We start from the raw sequence: 18,960 nt of genomic DNA on the forward strand, positions 1-18,960 counted from the left end.
AATTTAAAAGCACATGCAAAATCGAAAAATGGATAACAGTTGCGTAATCTGCTACGCTTAACCATCTAACAAGGAGATTCGCTATGGCTCTTCATCAAATGCCCAACATGCCGGGCGCCGGTGTGATGACGGATACGCTGGACTTCGTCAAATCACTGTGGGGCAGCATGGGAGTACCGGGCATTAACATCCCTGGGATTGCCGCGCCCACCTTGTCGGTCGATGACCTGGACAAGAAAATCAATGAACTGAAAGCCGTGGAATCGTGGCTCAACCTGAACTCCACCATGCTGCGGAGTAGCATCCAGGCGCTGGAAGTCCAGCGCGGCACGATCGCTGCCTTGAAGTCGATGGGCCAGTCGCTGGCGGCCAGCATGGCACAGTCGGTGCCCACGCCGGACAAGTCGCCCTTTGCGTCCGCCTCGTCCGCCAACGCTTCCTGGCCTGCCACTGAGCGCAAGGCGGAAGCAAAGCCGGAACCGGCGGCCGCCGCGCCGGCGCCCGAAGCGGAGAAGCCGGCAGAAAAACCTCAGGCCGCCGCGGACGCCGCTACCGCCGCCGCGCAAATGGCCAATCCGGCGATCTGGTGGAACCTGCTGCAGGAACAGTTCAAGCAGGCTGTGAGCACGGCCATGGCTCCGGAGCCGGCAAAACCCGCAGCGCCAAAAGCCAACGGCGACGGCAACGACAAGGGCAACGGCGCACCCGCCAAGCCTGCTGCATCGGCTGCATCGGCCACAACAAGCGCGGCGCGCAAGCCGGCGGCTAAGCGCCCGCCCAAGCCGCCGAAGAACGCGAACTGAGGCGCCCCCCGCGCGCAGCAACAGCGGCGCTAACTCAGGCGCTGGATGCGGATGGCCGATATCTGGCCTTCCGCATCGCGTTCAATCTTCATGATATTGATCAGGCCCTCCTCTTCGAGGGCTTGTGCCGCTTCGTGCGCGGACTGGAAACTGGCGATCGTGTCGCCCCGTGCGGAGACCGGCTTTACCCAGGCCATCGCCCCAATCTTCATCTTGTTGTAGACCTCTTTGGCGATATCACGCATGATCACTCCTTCCCGGGTCGATTTTTCTATTCGCCGGACACCTGTTCATTGAGCGCGGCGTCCAGCTCCGCTTCGATTTCCTCCGGTGTGGCCGTGCGGCCCGGCACCAGCAACTGCAATTGTTCGATCAGCTGGGCGAAGCGCTGCTGGCCCGGCGCGACCTTGTCGACGTGCATCAGCACTCCATTCGCTTCCATCATCAGCAGCTCGTCGTAGCCCCTGGCCTGCATGTGCGAGATTAGGATCTGCGCGGAGTTGAACAGGATGCGCAGATTATCCGGCAAGGCCTGGCGCGCCTCGCGCATCCAGGCCACGGCTTCGTCGAGCTTGTTGGTCTTCCACAGCAGCACACCCTTGTTCATCATCTCGGCCGCTTCCTTGCGCGCGGACTGGATCAGGGCCGCGCCCTCTTCGCTCATGCGCGCCTTGTCGAAGATGCGCTGGACATCGTCGTGCAGCAGCTGGTTGTCGTGGTTGTTGCGCACCACGTAGCACAGCAGCTCCACCGGCGCATCTTTTACGCCGACGGCAAACAGCAGGGTCGCCATTTCCAGGCAGGTGCCGGTGTCTGGACGGCCCCTGTCCGCCTTCAGCATTTCCTCCAGCTCATCGCCGGACTTGCGCGCGCGGCGATAGTCCCCGCTTTCATGATAGACCAGCCCCTCGGTGATTTTGGCGCGCAGCTGCACCAGCTCACCCGGAAAGTCATGCTGCGCGACGGAGAGCAGCTGCAGCGCTTCCTTCGGATCGTTCCTGTGGCCGCACACGCGGGCCAGGCCAAAGTAGGCATCCTCCGAGCGCAGGATGGAGTACTCGCCGATGGTCAGGCATTTGCGGAAAGCCTTTTCCGCCAGCGGAATATTGCCCAGCCTGAGCGCAGCGTTACCGAGGTTGCGCTGGCGCGGCACGGAGTTGGGCGACAGCCTTGCCGCGCGTTCCAGCACCTCGCAGGCTTCTTCCATGCGGCCCATATTCTGCAGCGACAGCGCCAGCTGGTCGTAGGCGTCGATATAGAAGCGGTTCTCGGCGATCACGCCCTGGAACATCTGGCGCGCGGCTTCGTGGTCGCCGTTGGCCATGCGGATCTTGCCGACGCCCGTGCGCGCCCAGTTGTAGTCGCGGTCCTGCAGCAGCTTTTCATAGACTTCGCGCGCCTGTTCCGGCTCGCCCGCCTTGAGCAGCAGGCTGGCCTTCATGCGCAGCAGGTCGGTCTCGTGCAGCTTGTGGTGCGGCACCTGCGCGTCACACAGTTTTGCGGCGCGCAGGAAGTCTTTCTCCAGGTAAGCATGGTCGATCTCGCGGAAGATCTGCTTCTTCTGCCACACGCGGTTCAGGCGCGTGAGCAGCACGCCTTCGGTGATGGGCTTGATCAGGTAGGCGTCCGGCTGATGCTCGGCGGCGCCCATCACCGCTTCCACGCTCTTCTCTGCGGACACCATCAGCCACACGCTGCTGGGCGCCAGCAGGTGCCGGATGCGCGCCTCCTCCAGCACGTGCTGGCCGCTCTTGCCTTCGCCGAGATTGAAATCGCACAGCACCACGTCGTACACGGTACGCTGCAGCAGGCCGATCGCCTCGCCGCCGCTGGAGGCCTGGTCAATATGCCTGGCGCCCAGGCTGCGCAGCGATTCGCGCAGCAGCTGGCGCACGCCGACGAAATCGTCGACGATCAGGTATTTTTTCTCGGCCCAGTCTACGCCGGGCGCTTCGGCGGCGGGTGCGGTCATGGCAGGCGCAGGATGAAGCAGCCGCCGCACAGCGAGCCGCAGTTTTCCAGGCGGATGCTGCCGTGGCGGCCGCGGTGCTTGTGGCTGCGCGCCACTTCGCTGGCGAAGTAGAGTCCCAGCCCGCTGCTGTTGGTCATGAAGTTGATGCCCTGCCCCACCAGCGTGCCCGCTTCCAGCATCGAGGGCGGGAAGCCGATGCCGTTGTCTTCCACGCGGAACTCCAGCATGCCATCGTTTTCCGCGATGACGAGGCGGATCTTGTCCTGCGTGTAGCGCACGGCATTGTTGATGGCGTGAGCCAGCACGCCGAGCACGAGGTCTTCGTCGAAGGTCCAGATCAGGTCTGACGGGTAGCTGCTTTCGAGTTCGATGCCTTTCGATTGCAGCAGGATGCGCTGGCCGCTCTCCAGCTGTTCGACCAGTTCGCGCAGCGGCACGGCGGTCGGTTCGAAGGGATAGCCTGGTTTGCCGACTTCCTTGTACAAGGCAAGCAGCTGGATCAGGTTGTCGTTCAGGCGCTTGGTCTGGTACAGCATGTGCGCCATCTGCGGGTAGGCGGGATTGTCCTGCGCTGCGCCCTCGGACTGCACAAGCAAATTCTCCAGCGTGCCACTGAGGACGCTGATCGAATTTTTCATGTCGTGCACCGTCGATGCCAGGAACATGAACAGCTCAGGCGAGCCCGGTTGATCTTCCATGAATTCTCCCGCGGGGTCGATGGACGTCATTATAACTTGCGGCGGGCTTTCAGAAGGAAGCGTGCCGGGTCCAGCGCGGCGGCTAGCGTGGCCTCCAGCGGCAGCGGTTCGTGCTCGAGCTGACTGGCCAGCAGCTCGGCGGCCAGCGGAGCCCAGATCAGTCCCCGACTCGCGTAGCCTAGCAGGGTGTAGATGCCTTCGTGACGCTGCACGTCGCGCAGCCTCTCCGCCCGGCTGGCCGCCTCATAGTCGGGCAGCGCGCCGACCAGGGGCAGGCGGTCGGGGGCCATGGTGCGGAAGCCGACGCGTCCCCGCCAGCGCGGCATTGCGCGCGCCGGCGGCCTGCAGCCGCTCTGCACCCAGGATTTCTTCCGCCCGCTGCAGGTTTTCTTCCTGGCTTTCGGCGCGCAAGCCACGGTCGTCGTCACGGTCGTAGGTGGCGCCGACGCTGGCGATGCCTTGCACGGGCGGGGTCATATACGCCTCGCGGCAGACGACCATTTTCAGCTGCGGGAAAGCGTCCGCCGGCAGGTGGGTGACCTGGCCGCGCATCGTGTACAGCGGCAGCTCGGCCGCCTGCGCGATGTCCGTCGCCCCCGCGCCGTTCGCCAGCACGACGGTCGGCGCCGACGCGATCACGCGCCCGTCCGCCGCCACGGCTTCCCACTCGCCGCCAGCGCGGCGCAGGGTGATGGCTTCGGCATGGAAGATGCGCGTGAGGCGGTCGCCGCAGGCAGCGAGCATGGCGCGGCACACGGACGCGGGATTCGCCCAGCCGCCTTGCCCGAACAGCCAGGCGCCGTGGGGCGTTTCCGACCCGAGCAGCGCGGCTGCTTCATTGGCGTCCAGCCACTGCACGAACTCCCGCGGATACTGCCAGGCCTCGGCGACCTCGCGCTGCAACGCTGCGTGTTCTGCGTCACGTGCCAGCTGCAGCACGCCACACTGGTCGCCCAGCACCGGCGCGCTGCCGTCCGGCGCAAGTCCGCCCAGGCGCTGCCAGGCGCGCATCGCGTGCAGGTAAGCGGCGCGCGTGAGACGGGTCGGAATATTGTCGTCCTTCGACAGCAGCGGCATGAAGATGCCGGCGCGGTTGCCGGACGCTTCCTGCGCCGGTTCTTCCTGACGCTCGATCAGCGTGACCTGCCAGCCGCGCGCAGCCAGGCGCTCGCAGGCCGCCGAACCGGCCACGCCCGCGCCGATCACGATGGCACGGCGCTCACGCGGCGGCGGCGCCGGCGGCTGCGGCTTGCGGCTGGTGTAATCGGCATGCAGCCAGCCTTCTGCGTCCGGCGCGTGCTGCCAGCTGAAGCCGGCCGCTTTCAACGCCCGCAGCTGTTGCTCGTCGGGGGCGTGCACACGCAGCTTTGCGCCGGGAGCGGCCAGGCGGGATAGCGCGCGCATGGCGTCCAGCGGTTCGGGGATGACGAATTCGTCGACGCGCGCAGTGATTTCGGGCAGCCATTGCGCCGCCGTGCCGCCCACCAGCAGGTCGAGCGTCACGCCGCCGTCCAGCGCCAGCCGGTGCAGGCCCGCAACCGCAACCGGCCATGCGGCGCGCAAGTCCACCGGAGCATCCGCCCCCAGGGACGGCAGCTCCGGCGCGATTGCGATGTAATGCAACGTCGCGCTGGTTGGCGCACGATGTGACGCCAGAATGGCCAGAAGGCGGGAGGCGTCGGCGAAGGCGGTTTCGAGGACGACGCGGCGCGACTCAGGCGCCACGCTGGCACTCCGCGTGGCGGAAGCACTTGATGTCATGGTCGTTCACCATGCCGATGCCCTGCATATACGCATACACAATCGTCGAGCCCACGAACTTGAAGCCGCGCTTCGACAGATCCTTCGACAGCCGGTCGGATAACTCCGTCTTGGCGACACGCTCGCCGCGATTGACGATCGGCTTGCCATCGACCCAATCCCACAGATAAGCATCAAGCGTGCTGCCGGCATCGCGCAGCCGCAGATAAGCCTGGGCATTGCTGATCGCCGCCGCGACTTTGAGTTTGTTGCGAATGATGCCAGGGTTGGCAAGGAGTTCGCCGACCTTGTCCGGCCCGTAGGCTGCGATCTTGCGGGCGTCCCAGCCGTCGAAAGCCTCGCGGTATGACTCCCGCTTGTTCAGCACCGTCTCCCAGCTCAAGCCCGCCTGCGCGCCCTCCAGATTGAGCATCTCGAACAGGCGCAGCTCGTCGTGGCAGGGCAAACCCCACTCCTCGTCGTGGTAAGCGATATAACGGGGATTGGCCGGATTGGCCCAGGAACAGCGGTGCATGGTCTTTAAGGATGAATGATGGGTTGTTGCTCAAAGCTGGTCACCACGCGCACTTCGCCCTCGGTCACGGTGCGCGCCAGCTGGTGCATGAGGCGGGGGGAACAGTTCTTCCGAGCGCGTGCGCTCGGTGGCGTACAGCGCCGCCCAGGCGTTGCGTCCCGAATGCTTGGCGATGTAGAGGCCCTGGTCGGCCAGCTCCACCACCTGCGACCACGAAAGAAGACGAGGATGCGATGGCAGGAAGGGGAAACAGGCGAAGCCGATCGAACAGGTCTTGGGCAGGCGCTTCCCGTCCGGCAGCACGAAATCGCGCGAGGACACGGCCTGGCGGATGCGCTCCGCCACCACCTTGGCTTCTTCGCGGTGCGTGGCGCGCGCCAGCACGAGGAATTCCTCGCCACCCCAGCGCACCAGGTAGTCGGACTCGCGGAACACCTCGCGCAGGCGCTCCTTCATCTGCACCAGGATCGAATCGCCGGCCGCGTGGCCGTACTGGTCGTTCACTTCCTTGAAGTGGTCCAGGTCCACCATGAAGAACACCAGGTCGCGGTCCGGCAGCGGCTCGCGCGCGGGTTCGGCCAGCAGGGCCGGATCGTCATAGCGGCGCAGCGACATCGCCACGTCCGCATCCACATGCTGCAGGAAGAAGCGGCGGTTGCGCAGGCCGGTCAGCTGGTCGGTCAGGCTCACATCTTCCAGCGTCTTGTAGGCGCGTTCCAGCTCGATGTTTTTCTCGAGCAGCTGCGCCTGCGTTGCGCTCAGGGTCTTCAGCGTGGCCGCCACCTGGCGGTAAGCCGCCGCATTATCCAGCGCAATCGCGCCGTAGGCGCACAGCGTGCGGAAGATCATGCGATCGCGCTCGCCGTAAGCCTTGGACAGCAGGGACTGCACCGTCATCACGCCCAGCACGCGCTCGCCAATGGTCAGCGGCGCGAACAGCAGCGTCAGGGTCGGCAGCGTGCCGGGGATCAGGTTCGGCGTGTCGGCATGACTGTCGATCTCGATCAGGATTTCGCGCCGCTCGCGCACGCAGCGCGCCGAGTTCATGTTCGGATCGACCAGCGGGAAACGGGTGGACGGCACCGGGCGGCCCGCCTCCACGCCGAACGCGCAGTACAGGTGGTGTCCATCCGGCTCCAGCAGGAAAACGGAGAAATGCGTCGCATCGAGCAGGCCGTGCACGTGGCGGTCCAGCGCGCGGAAGACGGCCGCCGCATCCAGGTGGGCCGTGATTTCCTGCCCGATCGCGGACAGGTGGCTCAGCGTGGCCGTAGTCTGCTGCAGCACTTCCACGCGCTCCGCTTCGGCCGCCGCCAGCTGGCGATGATGCTCGCCTTCCGTTTGCGCGCGCTCGGTCTGGTACTGCACCTGCATCGCGATGGCGCGGTTGGTGGCATCCTGGCTGTGCGTCTTGTCGCGGGCTGCGCTGGCCTGCAGCGAAATCTCGTAGGCGCGCGCATAGTCGCCGGTGGCTGCATACTCGCGCGCCGCGACATCGAGCAGCGCGCCGGGCACCGTGTAGCCCTCGATGGTCGCCGCCACGGCCAACGCCCGGTTCAGGTAATGCAGCACGGCGTTGGGCGCTTCCAGCGCGGGAGGCGGCGGCAGCACATGGCGCGAATGGATATCGGCCAGCACGCGCAGCGCGGCGATCTCGTTGTAATGGTCGCCCTGCTCGCGCGAGAGCGACAGCGCCGACTGCGCCGCGGCCAAGGCCTCGGCCGGACGTCCCAGGCCGGACAGCGCATGTGCCTGCCCGCGCCGCGCGCCGCTCTGGAAGTCCGCCTGGGCCAGCGCATGGCCGCGCTGCTCCAGGTCGCGGAAGCTTTCCAGCGCCGCCTCGTAATCGCCCAGGTCCAGCGACAGGTCGCCGCGGTATTCCAGCGCCACCGCGTAGGCGCGCGAACCGGACAATGGCTTCAGCGTCTGCAGCGCCTCGCCCAGCAAGGTCCTGGCGGCTTCGCGCTGGCCCAGCTGGCGCAGGGTTTCCGCCGTCTGCATCTGGCACAGGCCAATGCTCATCGGCCAGCCGGTGGGGCGCGCGATATCCAGACCGCGCTGCATCCACTCCAGTGCGGCGTCGTGGGCATTCAGGCTGGTGAAGGCATTGCCGATATTGGTGGCGACATTGATCGCGCGGCGCAACTGGCCGGACAGCATGGCCGCCTCGAAAGCCACCATCAAGTGGCTGATGGCGCGCCCGAAGTCGGCTTGCTGAAAGGCGCTGGTGCCGTAGAAATCGCTGATCCAGCCGGCGACCACGGGATGCTGGGTATCCAGGTCAACGTTGAAGCGCTTGCCCCAGCGCTCGGTGGCGGCGGCCAGGTTGCGGAAGGAGGCGAACAGCGCGGCCGCGCTTTCGAAGACATCGGTACGCAGGCAGTCGCCGGCGGCGCGCGCATCGGCCGCCGCCAGGGACAGTTCATTGTCGCAGCCGGCGGAATCTCCCCGATCGACGGCGATCCAGGCCAGCAGATGGTGGGCGTCGGCCGTGCCGTAGCGGTCGTTCAGGCGGGTGAATTCCTGCATCGCCTGTCCGGCCAGGGACGCTGCTGCATCCAGTTCACCGAACAGCCAGCGCGCTTCGGCCTGCACCAGGGTATAGCGCGCGGCCAGCACGCGCTGTTCAGTGGGACCGAGCAGGAAACCCAGCGGCGCCGCTTCGGCGGCCAGCTGTTCCGCGCGCGCCACATTGCGCTGCCGCAGGTGCCAGGACAATTTGGCCAGCAGGGCGAGGCGAGGCACGCCATCCGCATGCGGCAATTGCAATTCCCACTGGTCCAGCTCGTCGTCGAGCGCAAAAAGTTCCACTAATTTAAGTCCCTGAACAATATTGCCGCAGCGCATTTTCGGTCACACTGCATTATTCCACAGTTCTCGGCCGCAGCAAGCGAAATTGCCCAGGACATGCCGGACGGTTTCCCCCGGTTTTACCGTCCGTTGGCCCTATTTAACCGGCGCTGGCGTCATGGGCGCCGGTGGCTGGGTGGTCGGATTGGCCGGGTTTTCCGGATTGTCCGTATTGCCGCTGGCCGGTTGCGGCTTGCGTTCGCTGCTGCCGCTGCGTCCCTTGGTGCCGCTGGCGCCCATGCTGGTGCTGCCCTTGATGCTGGCGTTCAGCTGCTCGGCATTGCCCGTGTGCTGCTGGATAGTCGGCTGCAACTTGACGGCCAGCGCCTTCACTTCGCCATCCTTGGCGCTGGACTCGGCCTTCGCCACGAGGCGGCTGGCGTCATGGTGGGCCTTCACCCCTGCCTGGTCCATATAGGCGCGGTCGAACTTGTCGCCGGACAAGCCTTGCAGCTTGTGCGCCATGGCCTTGTGTTTGCTGTCCAGTTCAGTGGGCAGGCTTACATTCTTGGCGGCCGCTACTTTTTTCACTTCTTCCAGACCCTTGCTGTGGTCATCGACCATTTGCTGGGCGAAACTCTTGACCTGGTCGCTGTGCGACTTCTGCAGCGCCAGCTTGCCCGCTTCGACCTCGGCCATATTGGCCATGGCCATGTCCGTCAGAAGCTTCTGATCGGATTTCTCCAGCGACTGCGCGAAGGCCGCGCCGGCGCCGAACAGGGCGGCCAGCAGCGGCACACCCACGATATGCTTCCACAACCTTGCCTTGCTCATGCGATTCTCCTGTCCAGTTTGGGGAAAAGCCGCTTTCAGGACTTGTGTCTTTTCGTTGTGTGGAAAATAATTTTACGCAGGATGGAATAGAAGGGCCGCACACTTCGTATACGCCATTGTTCACCCACCTGAAGGAGACTGACCATGAAACGTACTGCCCTGCTGATTTCCGCCCTGCTGCTGAGCGCCACCGCCTTTGCCGCCGATCCCGTCAAAAAATCCGGCGACATCTATGTCAATGGCGAAGGCATGACCATCTACACCTTCGACAAGGACACCGCCGGCAGCGGCAAGAGCGCCTGCGCAGATGCCTGCCTGAAGAACTGGCCGGCCGTGGCCGCCACCGGCGACGTGTCGGGCGACTGGTCGACCATCACCCGCGACGACGGCTTCAAGCAGCTGGCCTACAAGGGCAAGCCCGTCTATACCTTCGCCGGCGACAAGAAGGCCGGCGACCGTAACGGCGATGGCTTCAAGGATATGTGGCGCCTGGTGAAGTAAACGCCCATGCCGGACCCGCGCGAACGCCTGCTTGCCTGCCTGCCGCGCCTGCGCCGTTACGCGCGGGCGCTGACGGGCGAGCGCTGCAGCGCCGATGACCTTGTGCAGGACACCGTGGAACGCGGCTGGGCGCGCCTGTCCCAGTGGCGCTCGACCAGCGATATGCGGGCCTGGCTGTTCAGCATCATGCACAACCTGCACGTGGACCAGATGCGGCGCCCGCATTTGTCCACGGTCGAACTGGAGGAGGCGCCGCCGACGCCCGCGCCCACGTCCGCCTCCGCCCGGCTGGAACTGCGCGATGTGCAGACCGCGCTGGCCCTGCTGCCTGCCGAACAGCGCGAGGTGTTGTTGCTGGTCGCATTGGAAGAAATGACGTATGAGGAAGTGGCGGGCACGCTCGGCATTCCGCTGGGAACGGTGATGTCGCGCCTGTCGCGCGGACGCGAACGCCTGCGCCTGCTGATGCTCGGTCAGGCCGTGCCCGCGCCGCTGAAAGTCGTGAAATGAACATGCCTACCGAAGCCGAATTGCAAGCCTGGGTTGACGGCTACCTGGCCCCGTCCCGCCGCGCCGACGTGGACTCCTACCTGGCCACCCGGCCCGAGGAAGCGGAACGCCTGAAGGCTTACCGCCTGCAGAACAAGGAGTTGCGCGCACTGTTCAACCCCGTCCTGGACGAACCCCTGCCTTATGCGCACATCAAGCCGCGGCGACGCCAGTGGCCGTGGGTGCGCATTGCCGCCGGGGCCGCCATTGCCGTCGGCGCTGGCCTGCTGGGCGGGGTCGCCGGCTGGTCGCTGCGTGGCGCGGCGCCAACAGTTTCGGCCGAAAACCTGCCGCGCATGGCGGCCGTGGCCCACGCCGTCTATGTGCCGGAGGTGCGTCATCCCGTCGAAGTTGCGGCGGATCAGCAACAGCATCTGGTGGCCTGGCTGTCGAAACGCCTGGGCACGCAGCTAAAACCGCCCCAGCTTGGTGCGCTGGGCTATGAACTGGTGGGCGGCCGGCTGCTGCCCGGCGATGGCGGCCCCGTCGCGCAATTCATGTACGCCGACGCCAGCGGCCAGCGCCTGACGCTTTACGTGAGCTCGGGCCAGAAAGAAAAACGCGAAACGGGTTTCCGTTTCGCGCAAGAGGGAGCAGTGAGCGTTTTCTACTGGATCGATGGCAGCTTCGGTTATGCGCTGTCCGGTGGCATCAGCCGCCCGGACCTGGGCCGTGTAGCGAAGGTGGTCTACGACCAGTTGGCGGATCAATGATCCGCCCCTGAATCAACTATGCATCCGGCGGCTCGCTTCCGCGATCCGCATGCGGGTGATTTCATTCGCTGCCGGGCCCGGTGCGAACATATAGTCCTCATCGTTGATGGCCAGGCCGCTGTTGGCATCCACCAGCACCTGGTCGGCCGGCTTGCCGGTTTCGCGGCTCACCACCAACAGGCTCGCGCCTTCCGGCGACAGGTGTTCATTGCCCCATGCGACAAACGCCAGCAGTACAGGTTTGAAGTCGCGGCCCGCCTTGGTCAGCACGTATTCATAGCGTGGTGGGCGGGCGCTGTACTGTCGACGCTCCATCAGCCCGCCTTCAACCAGCCCGGCCAGTCGGCGGGTCAGCATGTTGGGGGCGATTTTCAGACTCTTCTCGAACTCATCGAAGCGGGTCAAGCCGTAGAAAGCATCACGCAGGATCAGGATGCTCCACCACTCACCCACCTTGGACAGGCTGCGAGCGATTGGGCACGGCATCTGGCCAAAGTCTGTGTGTTTCATATTTCCTCCGTTTCAGGTGGATAACCAAGTGTCAACGCCAGTCTCTGTTTTACATCTAAAAGTGCCTGAAAAGACTCACCAATAATCACTAGCGGATCTCAACCCTGCAAAACTGCAGGATTGCTAGTGCATTTTGGCGAAGCAAAAGGGGTTTCGCTTTTGCCAGACGCGACAGCATGTTTGCCAGAGGAGAAAAATGAAAAATTTCATGGAAGTTGGGCATAATAAGCAACAGCCCCTTGTATGAATGCGCCCACATGTACCTGACCAGTGATGCACAAGTTCGCAACATCCTGATCGTGGATGACTCCGCGTTCGAGCAGCGCATGCTCGTGGACCTGCTTAGCGAACTGCCTTATCGCGTTTCCGTAGCCTTCAACGGCGAGCAGGGTTATCAGCTCGCGCTGTCCAGCCGGCCCGACCTGATCCTGCTCGATGTGCGCATGCCGAACATGGACGGCTACACTTGTTGCCGCCTGCTGAAGGCCAATCCGGCCACGCGCGACATTCCAATCATCTTTTTGAGCGGAACGGATGCGGTGGAGGATCGCATCATGGGACTCTCGATTGGCGGGGTGGATTTCGTTTCGAAACCCTTCACGCCTGGCGAACTGGCGGCGCGCATCCATGTGCACCTGAACCTGATCCAGCGCCAGCCGGCGCCTGTCGCGCAGGAGGAAGCGCCGCCGGCGGATCCGGATACTGTCATCGTGAATGCGGCCAAGCGGCTGATTTCCGACAATCTCGCCGCCCTGCCGACCCTGGCGGAAATTGCCTGTAGCGTGGGCACTTATCGCGAGAAACTGAACCACCTGTTCCGCACGCACACGGGGATGACGGTGTTTGCCTTCATCCGCGAGGCGCGCATCCAGCGCGGCTTGCAGCTGCTGCGTGATACGGATATGGATGTCCAGGACATCGCCCTCCTCATCGGCTTCAACAACGCCGGCAACTTCGCCACCGCCTTCCGCGAGAAAACCGGCAACACGCCGAGCGCGTTCCGCGCGTCGTTGCAGGACGATACGGCGTAATCCATCGCGCAGGCCGCGGGACCGCATGCACGGCGGATCAATGATCCGCCCTACGCGTCGTGGTATGCGACATTCGTGTTCCGGGTGCCATCTCCCATCGCGTGACGGCCCGAAGGGTGTAGGGCGGATCATTGATCCGCCGTGCGTGAGGGCGACGCGGCTTAAAACTTGTGCGTCAACTTAACCGACGCAAACCTCCCCCGCGGATCCGACTGCGTGTAATCAAAGAACGCAAACGACGAATCCCACGAAGGCCGCTTGTCCCCCACATTCAGCACAATGAGGTTCAGCGTAGTTGCCGTGCTCACCTTATACCCAAGATTCACGTCAAAAGTCCCCACCGGCTTCACCCGCTCGCCCGGACGCGTAGTCTGGTCATATCCATCCACATAATTCCAGGTCAGCGTGCCGCTATACGGACCATTCTCCCAGTTCGCAGCCGTCACGCCGCGCCACTTCGGAATCGACCCAAACCAGTTATTGCCAGCCCCATTGGTCAGCGGCGCCCCGACGGACAAAGGCTGCTCAAACTTCAGCACATAGCTCAATTGCGCATTCAGCGTGAAGCTGCCGTAAGCCGTGCGCGGGAAGCGCTGGCGCAGGTCCAGGTCGAAGCCGCTGGCGAGACGATCGCCCTGGTTCGCATACTGGCGATACAGCGTCGTGATGCGCCCCTGCGCGTCGCGCACGATTTTCTCAGGATGCGCGCCCTCGTTGGCGATGATGCTGTCCGCGCTTTCGGTGCCGATCACGCCATTGGTGCGGATACGGTAGTAATCGAGGCCGATGCTGCTGGTCGAAGTGGGCGACAACACAAAGCCCAGGTTCAGGTTATTCGAACGCTCCGGCGATAGCGCGCTGTTGGCGACCGTGATATTGGTGATGCCGCGCGCCTGCGTCGGCGTGATCGGATCGCGTGGATCGATCACATTGCCATAGCTGACCGAAGTCGAATTCGTGATCTCCGGCAGCGACGGCGCACGGAAGCCGCGCGACGCCGTGCCGCGCAGCAGCAGCCACGGCGCCGCCTGATAGCGCACGCTGGCCTTCGGCGAGAAAGCGCTGCCGAAGTCCGAGTAGCGGTCGGCGCGGCCGGCCAGGTTCACGCTCAGGTCCTTCACTACCGGGATATTGAACTCGGTGAACAGCGCCGTCACATCGCGCTTGCCGTTGATGATATTGATGGCCGGGCGCAGTTCGGTGCCGCTCAATACGGCGGTCGAAGTCGAGAGTCCATCTCTTCCTGGCGCCACTGGCCGCCGAATGCAAAGCCCAGCGGACCGGCCGGCAGTTGCGCGATTTCCTTTGACGCGTTGAAGTCCACCGTGGTCAGCGTGGATTCAGCGGGACGCAGAGTGGAAAGGCGCAGGCGATTGCGCACGGCCTCGCTGTTCTTCGACTGGTCGGCGAAGTTGTAGCTGCCGTCCGCCAGCACTTTCTCGAACTCGTAGCGGTTGACGAAGTTCTGTACCGTCTCTTTCAGCTTGCTGCCCGAACGGCCGACGGAAAAGTCATAGTCCCAGCCCTGCCACACGCCTTTCACGCCGGTCAGCGCGCGGTAGAAATCGACCTTATCCTGCTTCATGCGCGGACCGAGATCGAACAGCGTGGCGGTGAACGGCAGCGGCGTCGTGCCCGGATTGTTCGGATGGCCGACAGGCAGTACCACATTGATCGTGTCCAGCGCCTGCTTGCCATTGTTCCAGGCGCGCAGGCCGCTACCCACCGTCAGCGGAGCGCTGAAGGTTTGCTCGGCCCAGGAGTAGCCGTACAGCAGGTCGGCGTAGGCTTCCGTATCTTCATTCAGTTTCAGCGTGCCGCGCAGCGAGGTATGGACGCGCTCAACGCCCGGAATCAGGGTGCGGAATTCGGCCGGGTTATAGGCCAGCACACTGCCCTTCTTGCCCGGCGTGATGTCGCCGTATGGCTTGACCTGCAGCGGGCCTTGCACGCCGCCGAGGAATTTCGTCGGATCAGTGCCGAAGTAATTGGTCGGCACCCAGCCCAGCGTGCCGTTCGCATTGCCGCGGAAATCGGAATCGCGCATCCAGGACACATCGCTTTGCTGCAGCTTGTCGCGCTTCAGCGCATCCAGCGAGAACACGATGCTCCAGCCCTTTTCATCGAGACTGCCAAAGCCCGTCTGCAGCGATGCGCTGCGCTCGACCTGGCCAGTGCCTTCAGTGGACGTGCCCACTTGCGCGCTCACTTCGGTTCCCGTGAATTCCTTGTAGAGGATGATGTTGACCACACCCGCCACCGCGTCCGAACCATAGACGGAGGACGCGCCATCCTTCAGCACTTCGATGCGCTGCACGGCCGCCATCGGCAGGCTGTTCAGGTCAACGAAGGTCTCCTGCAGGTTCTGCGCCGTGGCGTAGCTCGATACGCGCTTACCGTTCACGAGGATCAGCGTGTTCTTCTGCCCCAGGCCGCGCAGCGAAAGGCCCGCCGTGCCGGCCGAGAAGGAACCGGTGAACTGTTCGTTGTAGCTGTTGCCGCTGTTGGCGGAGATGGTGCGCAGGATATCCGCGACGTTGGTCTTGCCCGTGGCGGCAAGGTCCTTCGCGCTGAACACCTGCACGGCGCTGGCGCCCTCCTTCTGCGCGGTGCGGATCTGGACCCGGTGACGACAACGCGCGCCAGTTCCTCCTGGGCGGCAGCGAGTTGCGGGAATGCGGCCGCAATGGCCAGGGCAATACTGAGTGGCTTGAACATATTTTCCTCTTGATGGGATGTAGGCACGCGCGTCCACTGCCGTTCTTGTGAAACGGTGCGGTGCTACGCGATGGGGTTACGGCGGGGGTTAGATACAGCGGCACATTCGCCGCGCCATAGAAAGCACGGGATTGCGAGAGAAGTGATTACGGGATGTTTGGCTGAAATAAGACATTACTGAACTATACACAAGTACTTTCACGCGTGAAACGAATTTAAATGCAGTTACATATGCCAAAAATCACATATAGACAAGTTTGTCTATAAGTCGCAACAGCGGCATAAAAGAAGTATACAAGTCTGTCTAGACAGACTATTCTGGACTTATGAAAACGCCACCCAAACCGACTCCAGCGGAACTGGACCTGCTGCAATTCATTTGGCCACTGGGCGCCGCAACCGCCAAGCAGGTACATGAGGCCATGCTGAAGGAGCGCCCGGATGTCGCCTACGGCACCGTGCTGCGCCTGATGCAGATCATGCACGGCAAGGGCTTGCTGATCCGCGATGAGAGCCAACGCTCCCACATCTACGCGCCGGCCGTCGGCAAGGAAGCGATGCAGACCAATATGCTGCAAGACCTGCTGCAGCGCGCCTTCTCCGGCTCGGCCAAGGCGCTGGTGCTCACTGCCCTGCGCAGCGGTATCAGCAAGAAGGACCGTGAAGAAATCGAGAAGCTGCTGAAAGACGGGGACCAGCAATCAGCGCCGCCATGACCGCGGCCACCGAGGCTGTCGGCTGGACGCTGGTGCACTTCGTCTGGCAGGGCGCGCTGATCGGCGCCGCCGCTGCGCTGCTGCTTGTAATGCTGCGCCGTGCGCCGGCGACGCAGCGCTATCTCGTCGCCTGCCTGGCACTGTTGATGTGTGCGGCCTGGCCGGCCGCGGGGCTGGTGCTGCGCCTCACCGCTCCCGCCGGCCCTGCGCTCGCCGCCGACAGCGCATCCGGCGCGGCCAGTCTGTCCGCCCTGGCCGCGCTGGCCGGCTTCGGCGCCGGCTGGCCCGGCATGCTACGCGCGCATCTGGGCGGCGTGGTCGCCTTCTGGCTGGCCTGCATCGTCTTGCTGTGCGCGCGCTCCGTGCTTGGACTGCTGTGGATCGGCCGCGCCGCGCGCCGTGGCGACTCAGACGCTGTCTGGCAAGCGCGCCTGTCGGCGATGGCGGAGCGCTTCGGCATTGCGCGCCCTGTGCGGTTGCGCATCGTGAACACGCTGGCCAGCCCAATGACGGCCGGCTGGTGGCGTCCCGTGGTGCTGGTGCCCGGCACGCTGATAACGGGCATGCCGCCCGACCTGCTGGAAGCGCTGCTGGCGCACGAACTGGCCCATGTGCGGCGTCACGACTACCTCGTGAACCTGCTGCAGAACCTGATCGAAATCCTGCTGTTCTATCACCCTGTGGTGTGGTGGCTGTCGCGCCGCGTCCGCAGCGAACGTGAACTGATTGCCGACGATCTCGCCTCAAGCCAGTCGGGCGAACCGCGGCGCCTGGCCCTTGCACTTTCCGAGCTGGAGAAACTCCAGTTTTCCAACCACCACCTGGCGCTCGGCGCCGACGGAGGAGACCTGATGAAGCGCATCAAGCATCTGCTGCAACCGCAACCTGCCGCAAGCAACTGGAAGGCCGTCATCGGCGTGCTGGCCCTGGCCGCGGCCTGCGGGGCCAACGTCGCCAACGCTCACATCGATGCCGACGCGCCGCCGCACGCCGCGCCAGCTCCTAAGCTCGAGGACCGCGCAATGGTGGACTTCAAGAGCTGCTCCAAGCCTGCATGGTCGAAGCCCGACCTCGAGGCCGGCCATACGGGCACAGTCGTACTGGGCTTCCTCATCTCGGCCGAAGGCGAAGTCCTGCAATCGACAGTCAAGAAATCCAGCGGCTATCCGGGCCTCGACAAGGCTGCGGAAAGCGGCATCTCCAAATGCCGCTTCAAGCCCGCCAAGGTGAACGGCAAGCCGGTCGAGTCCTGGATGCAGATGATGTACGTCTGGCAGCTGCACAACTGATGCGCGGACTGCTGACTGCACTGGCCCTGTGCGCCGCACTTGGCGCGCAAGCCTCGCCCCTGCCCGAGTATCCCTTCGTCACCGCCAGCGGCAAAGCCCAGGTCTGGCTGGCGCCCGACATCGGCGAGTTGCAATTCGACCTCGGTGCGCAGAGTCCCAGTTCCGAGGACGCCGCGGCCGAACTGGAGGCGCTTGCCACCACGGTGCTGGCCGCGCTGGCCGAACGCGGGATCCCGGAAGCGGACATCGAATGCTTCGACCTGGCGAAGAAGACCACGCAGCTCTCACGCCCGACCGCCAGCGGCATCACCCAAACCTATTCATTGGCGCGCCACTTCCGCGTGCAGGTGCGCGACCTGGCACAGTGGCAGCCGCTGGTAGCGTCGCTGGTGGGACTCGACCACGTCGAGAACATGAACGTGTCGTTCGACCGCACCGACCGTGACCGCGTCAACACGAAGCTGATGGCCGAAGCGGCGCAGGACGCGCACGGCAACGGCGCGCTGCTGGCCGAATCCTTCGGCCGCAAGCTGGGTCCCGTCCAGGCCATCACGCGCGCGCCGCTGGACAAGCTTGCCGCGCCATTCGGGCTGCAGGAATCAGCAGCGCCCGCCGGCGTGCGCACGGCAACGCCGCCCGCAGCGGCCAGCACGGCACGCTACGCCGTGCCGCTCAACCTGGCCTTCACGCAGGCCGTGCACGCCGTATTCCGGCTCAAGTAGCCAGCTTGTCCTGCGTCTTGGTTTCGAAGTCGCTGGCGTCGTGGCGCTCGTGAAGTTGTTCGGACAGCGCGCCGCTAGTGCGGTTGACCATGCGTCCGCGCTTGACGGCGGGGCGGGCCAGCATGGCGTCGGCCCAGCGCAGAACGTTCCTGTATTCGTGCACGGAAAGGAACTCGGCGGCGCCGTAGACCCAGCCCTTCACCAGCCCGCCGAACCACGGGAAGCAGGCGATATCGGCAATCGAATACTCCTCGCCGCCGATCCAGGTGTTGCCGGCCAGGCGTTGGTCCAGCACATCGAGCAGGCGCTTGGTTTCCATCGCATAGCGGTTGATCGCATACTCGATCTTCACCGGCGCGAAATGGAAGAAGTGGCCGAAACCGCCGCCGATAAAGGGCGCGCTGCCCATCTGCCAGAACAGCCAGGACAGGCATTCGGTACGCTTTACAGGGTCCTTCGGCAGCAATGCGCTGAACTTCTCCGCCAGGTACAGCAGGATCGCGCCGGACTCGAACACGCGCACCGGCTCGGCGCCGGAACGGTCCACCAGCGCCGGGATCTTCGAATTCGGGTTGATCTCCACAAAGCCGCTGCCAAACTGCTCGCCGTTGATGCGGACCAGCCATGCGTCGTACTCGGCGCCCGCGTGGCCCAGGGCCAGCAGCTCCTCCAGCATGATCGTGACCTTTTGGCCGTTCGGCGTGCCGAGAGAATAAAGCTGCAGCGGATGACGGCCGACAGGCAGTTCCTTCTCGTGCGTGGCGCCGGCGATCGGGCGGTTGGTGCCGCCGGCCGATTTATCCCATGTCCACACTGGCGGTGGGGTGTAATCGCTCATA

At 64.3% G+C, this 18,960-nt stretch carries 20 protein-coding genes; 8 read left to right on the plus strand and 12 right to left on the minus strand.

The window, feature by feature from the left end:
• Nucleotides 1-83 precede the first annotated feature (83 nt).
• Nucleotides 84-803: a PhaM family polyhydroxyalkanoate granule multifunctional regulatory protein gene (locus ACHMW6_RS31295; protein ID WP_395402949.1), complete on the plus strand. Its 720-nt coding sequence runs from the start codon at nt 84-86 to the stop codon at nt 801-803.
• Between the two features lie 29 nt (nt 804-832).
• On the opposite strand, the gene ACHMW6_RS31300 is transcribed toward ACHMW6_RS31295, so the two are convergent.
• From ACHMW6_RS31300 to ACHMW6_RS31335, 8 genes are all read right to left on the minus strand, one after another.
• Nucleotides 833-1,048: a hypothetical protein gene (locus tag ACHMW6_RS31300; protein WP_395402951.1), complete on the minus strand. Its 216-nt coding sequence runs from the start codon at nt 1,046-1,048 to the stop codon at nt 833-835.
• A 26-nt stretch (nt 1,049-1,074) separates the two neighbouring features.
• Nucleotides 1,075-2,775: a tetratricopeptide repeat protein gene (locus ACHMW6_RS31305; RefSeq protein WP_395402953.1), complete on the minus strand. Its 1,701-nt coding sequence runs from the start codon at nt 2,773-2,775 to the stop codon at nt 1,075-1,077.
• Entirely contained in the window at nt 2,772-3,473 is a 702-nt protein-coding gene (locus ACHMW6_RS31310) for a sensor histidine kinase (protein ID WP_395402955.1), read from the minus strand. The genes ACHMW6_RS31305 and ACHMW6_RS31310 overlap by 4 nt, the downstream gene beginning before the upstream one ends.
• 29 nt (nt 3,474-3,502) lie before the next feature.
• A complete protein-coding gene (locus ACHMW6_RS31315; protein ID WP_395402957.1) occupies nt 3,503-3,685 on the minus strand; it encodes a hypothetical protein in 183 nt (60 codons plus the stop codon).
• A 31-nt stretch (nt 3,686-3,716) separates the two neighbouring features.
• Entirely contained in the window at nt 3,717-5,198 is a 1,482-nt protein-coding gene (gene mnmC, locus ACHMW6_RS31320) for an FAD-dependent 5-carboxymethylaminomethyl-2-thiouridine(34) oxidoreductase MnmC (RefSeq protein ID WP_395402959.1), read from the minus strand.
• Complete coding sequence (locus ACHMW6_RS31325) at nt 5,188-5,748, minus strand: DNA-3-methyladenine glycosylase I (protein ID WP_395402961.1); 561 nt, start codon at nt 5,746-5,748, stop codon at nt 5,188-5,190. Before ACHMW6_RS31325 ends, mnmC begins: the two co-directional genes overlap by 11 nt.
• A 30-nt stretch (nt 5,749-5,778) precedes the next feature.
• Complete coding sequence (locus ACHMW6_RS31330) at nt 5,779-8,559, minus strand: diguanylate cyclase (protein ID WP_395402963.1); 2,781 nt, start codon at nt 8,557-8,559, stop codon at nt 5,779-5,781.
• A gap of 135 nt (nt 8,560-8,694) precedes the next feature.
• Nucleotides 8,695-9,372 carry a DUF4142 domain-containing protein gene (locus ACHMW6_RS31335; RefSeq protein ID WP_395402965.1) on the minus strand — a complete coding sequence of 226 codons (678 nt, stop codon included), beginning with the start codon at nt 9,370-9,372 and terminating at the stop codon, nt 8,695-8,697.
• 144 nt (nt 9,373-9,516) lie between these two features.
• On the opposite strand from ACHMW6_RS31335, the gene ACHMW6_RS31340 reads away from it, so the two are divergent.
• Genes ACHMW6_RS31340 through ACHMW6_RS31350 form a run of 3 tightly spaced genes read left to right on the plus strand, consistent with a single transcriptional unit; the run spans nt 9,517 to nt 11,135 of the window.
• Nucleotides 9,517-9,873: a hypothetical protein gene (locus tag ACHMW6_RS31340; RefSeq protein ID WP_395402967.1), complete on the plus strand. Its 357-nt coding sequence runs from the start codon at nt 9,517-9,519 to the stop codon at nt 9,871-9,873.
• A 6-nt stretch (nt 9,874-9,879) separates the two neighbouring features.
• Nucleotides 9,880-10,383: an RNA polymerase sigma factor gene (locus ACHMW6_RS31345; protein WP_395402969.1), complete on the plus strand. Its 504-nt coding sequence runs from the start codon at nt 9,880-9,882 to the stop codon at nt 10,381-10,383.
• A complete protein-coding gene (locus ACHMW6_RS31350) occupies nt 10,380-11,135 on the plus strand; it encodes an anti-sigma factor family protein (protein ID WP_395402971.1) in 756 nt (251 codons plus the stop codon). Before ACHMW6_RS31345 ends, ACHMW6_RS31350 begins: the two co-directional genes overlap by 4 nt.
• A gap of 12 nt (nt 11,136-11,147) precedes the next feature.
• Here ACHMW6_RS31350 and ACHMW6_RS31355 read toward each other — a convergent pair whose 3' ends face one another.
• Nucleotides 11,148-11,645: a winged helix-turn-helix transcriptional regulator gene (locus ACHMW6_RS31355; protein WP_395402973.1), complete on the minus strand. Its 498-nt coding sequence runs from the start codon at nt 11,643-11,645 to the stop codon at nt 11,148-11,150.
• A 257-nt stretch (nt 11,646-11,902) separates the two neighbouring features.
• Here ACHMW6_RS31355 and ACHMW6_RS31360 point away from each other — a divergent pair, with 257 nt between their 5' ends.
• Nucleotides 11,903-12,676 (plus strand): response regulator, encoded by a 774-nt coding sequence (locus ACHMW6_RS31360; RefSeq protein ID WP_395402975.1) that lies wholly within the window; start codon nt 11,903-11,905, stop codon nt 12,674-12,676.
• A 161-nt stretch (nt 12,677-12,837) separates the two neighbouring features.
• On the opposite strand, the gene ACHMW6_RS31365 is transcribed toward ACHMW6_RS31360, so the two are convergent.
• Entirely contained in the window at nt 12,838-13,887 is a 1,050-nt protein-coding gene (locus tag ACHMW6_RS31365; protein ID WP_395402977.1) for a TonB-dependent receptor domain-containing protein, read from the minus strand.
• Nucleotides 13,884-15,260: a TonB-dependent receptor plug domain-containing protein gene (locus ACHMW6_RS31370; protein WP_395402979.1), complete on the minus strand. Its 1,377-nt coding sequence runs from the start codon at nt 15,258-15,260 to the stop codon at nt 13,884-13,886. Before ACHMW6_RS31370 ends, ACHMW6_RS31365 begins: the two co-directional genes overlap by 4 nt.
• 460 nt (nt 15,261-15,720) lie before the next feature.
• On the opposite strand from ACHMW6_RS31370, the gene ACHMW6_RS31375 reads away from it, so the two are divergent.
• From ACHMW6_RS31375 to ACHMW6_RS31385, 3 genes are read left to right on the plus strand one after another with little or no spacing between them, the layout of a single operon-like run.
• Complete coding sequence (locus ACHMW6_RS31375) at nt 15,721-16,110, plus strand: BlaI/MecI/CopY family transcriptional regulator (protein ID WP_395402981.1); 390 nt, start codon at nt 15,721-15,723, stop codon at nt 16,108-16,110.
• Nucleotides 16,107-17,399 carry a TonB family protein gene (locus ACHMW6_RS31380; protein WP_395402983.1) on the plus strand — a complete coding sequence of 431 codons (1,293 nt, stop codon included), beginning with the start codon at nt 16,107-16,109 and terminating at the stop codon, nt 17,397-17,399. Before ACHMW6_RS31375 ends, ACHMW6_RS31380 begins: the two co-directional genes overlap by 4 nt.
• A complete protein-coding gene (locus ACHMW6_RS31385; protein ID WP_395402985.1) occupies nt 17,399-18,121 on the plus strand; it encodes an SIMPL domain-containing protein in 723 nt (240 codons plus the stop codon). Before ACHMW6_RS31380 ends, ACHMW6_RS31385 begins: the two co-directional genes overlap by 1 nt.
• On the opposite strand, the gene yghU is transcribed toward ACHMW6_RS31385, so the two are convergent.
• Nucleotides 18,114-18,959, minus strand: a complete 846-nt coding sequence (gene yghU / locus ACHMW6_RS31390; RefSeq protein WP_395402987.1) for a glutathione-dependent disulfide-bond oxidoreductase — start codon at nt 18,957-18,959, stop codon at nt 18,114-18,116. The genes ACHMW6_RS31385 and yghU overlap by 8 nt on opposite strands.
• Nucleotide 18,960 lies beyond the last annotated feature (1 nt).

The organism is Pseudoduganella sp. UC29_106, from assembly GCF_044055365.1.
Lineage (GTDB): Bacteria > Pseudomonadota > Gammaproteobacteria > Burkholderiales > Burkholderiaceae_D > Rugamonas.

Coding starts and splice junctions, on each gene's coding strand:
- ACHMW6_RS31295 (WP_395402949.1), top strand. CDS start 84: ATGGCTCTTCATCAAATGCCCAACATGCCGGGCGCCGGTGTGATGACG.
- ACHMW6_RS31300 (WP_395402951.1), bottom strand. CDS start 1,048: ATGCGTGATATCGCCAAAGAGGTCTACAACAAGATGAAGATTGGGGCG.
- ACHMW6_RS31305 (WP_395402953.1), bottom strand. CDS start 2,775: ATGACCGCACCCGCCGCCGAAGCGCCCGGCGTAGACTGGGCCGAGAAA.
- ACHMW6_RS31310 (WP_395402955.1), bottom strand. CDS start 3,473: ATGGAAGATCAACCGGGCTCGCCTGAGCTGTTCATGTTCCTGGCATCG.
- ACHMW6_RS31325 (WP_395402961.1), bottom strand. CDS start 5,748: ATGCACCGCTGTTCCTGGGCCAATCCGGCCAATCCCCGTTATATCGCT.
- ACHMW6_RS31335 (WP_395402965.1), bottom strand. CDS start 9,372: ATGAGCAAGGCAAGGTTGTGGAAGCATATCGTGGGTGTGCCGCTGCTG.
- ACHMW6_RS31340 (WP_395402967.1), top strand. CDS start 9,517: ATGAAACGTACTGCCCTGCTGATTTCCGCCCTGCTGCTGAGCGCCACC.
- ACHMW6_RS31345 (WP_395402969.1), top strand. CDS start 9,880: ATGCCGGACCCGCGCGAACGCCTGCTTGCCTGCCTGCCGCGCCTGCGC.
- ACHMW6_RS31350 (WP_395402971.1), top strand. CDS start 10,380: ATGAACATGCCTACCGAAGCCGAATTGCAAGCCTGGGTTGACGGCTAC.
- ACHMW6_RS31355 (WP_395402973.1), bottom strand. CDS start 11,645: ATGAAACACACAGACTTTGGCCAGATGCCGTGCCCAATCGCTCGCAGC.
- ACHMW6_RS31360 (WP_395402975.1), top strand. CDS start 11,903: ATGTACCTGACCAGTGATGCACAAGTTCGCAACATCCTGATCGTGGAT.
- ACHMW6_RS31375 (WP_395402981.1), top strand. CDS start 15,721: ATGAAAACGCCACCCAAACCGACTCCAGCGGAACTGGACCTGCTGCAA.
- ACHMW6_RS31380 (WP_395402983.1), top strand. CDS start 16,107: ATGACCGCGGCCACCGAGGCTGTCGGCTGGACGCTGGTGCACTTCGTC.
- ACHMW6_RS31385 (WP_395402985.1), top strand. CDS start 17,399: ATGCGCGGACTGCTGACTGCACTGGCCCTGTGCGCCGCACTTGGCGCG.
- yghU (WP_395402987.1), bottom strand. CDS start 18,959: ATGAGCGATTACACCCCACCGCCAGTGTGGACATGGGATAAATCGGCC.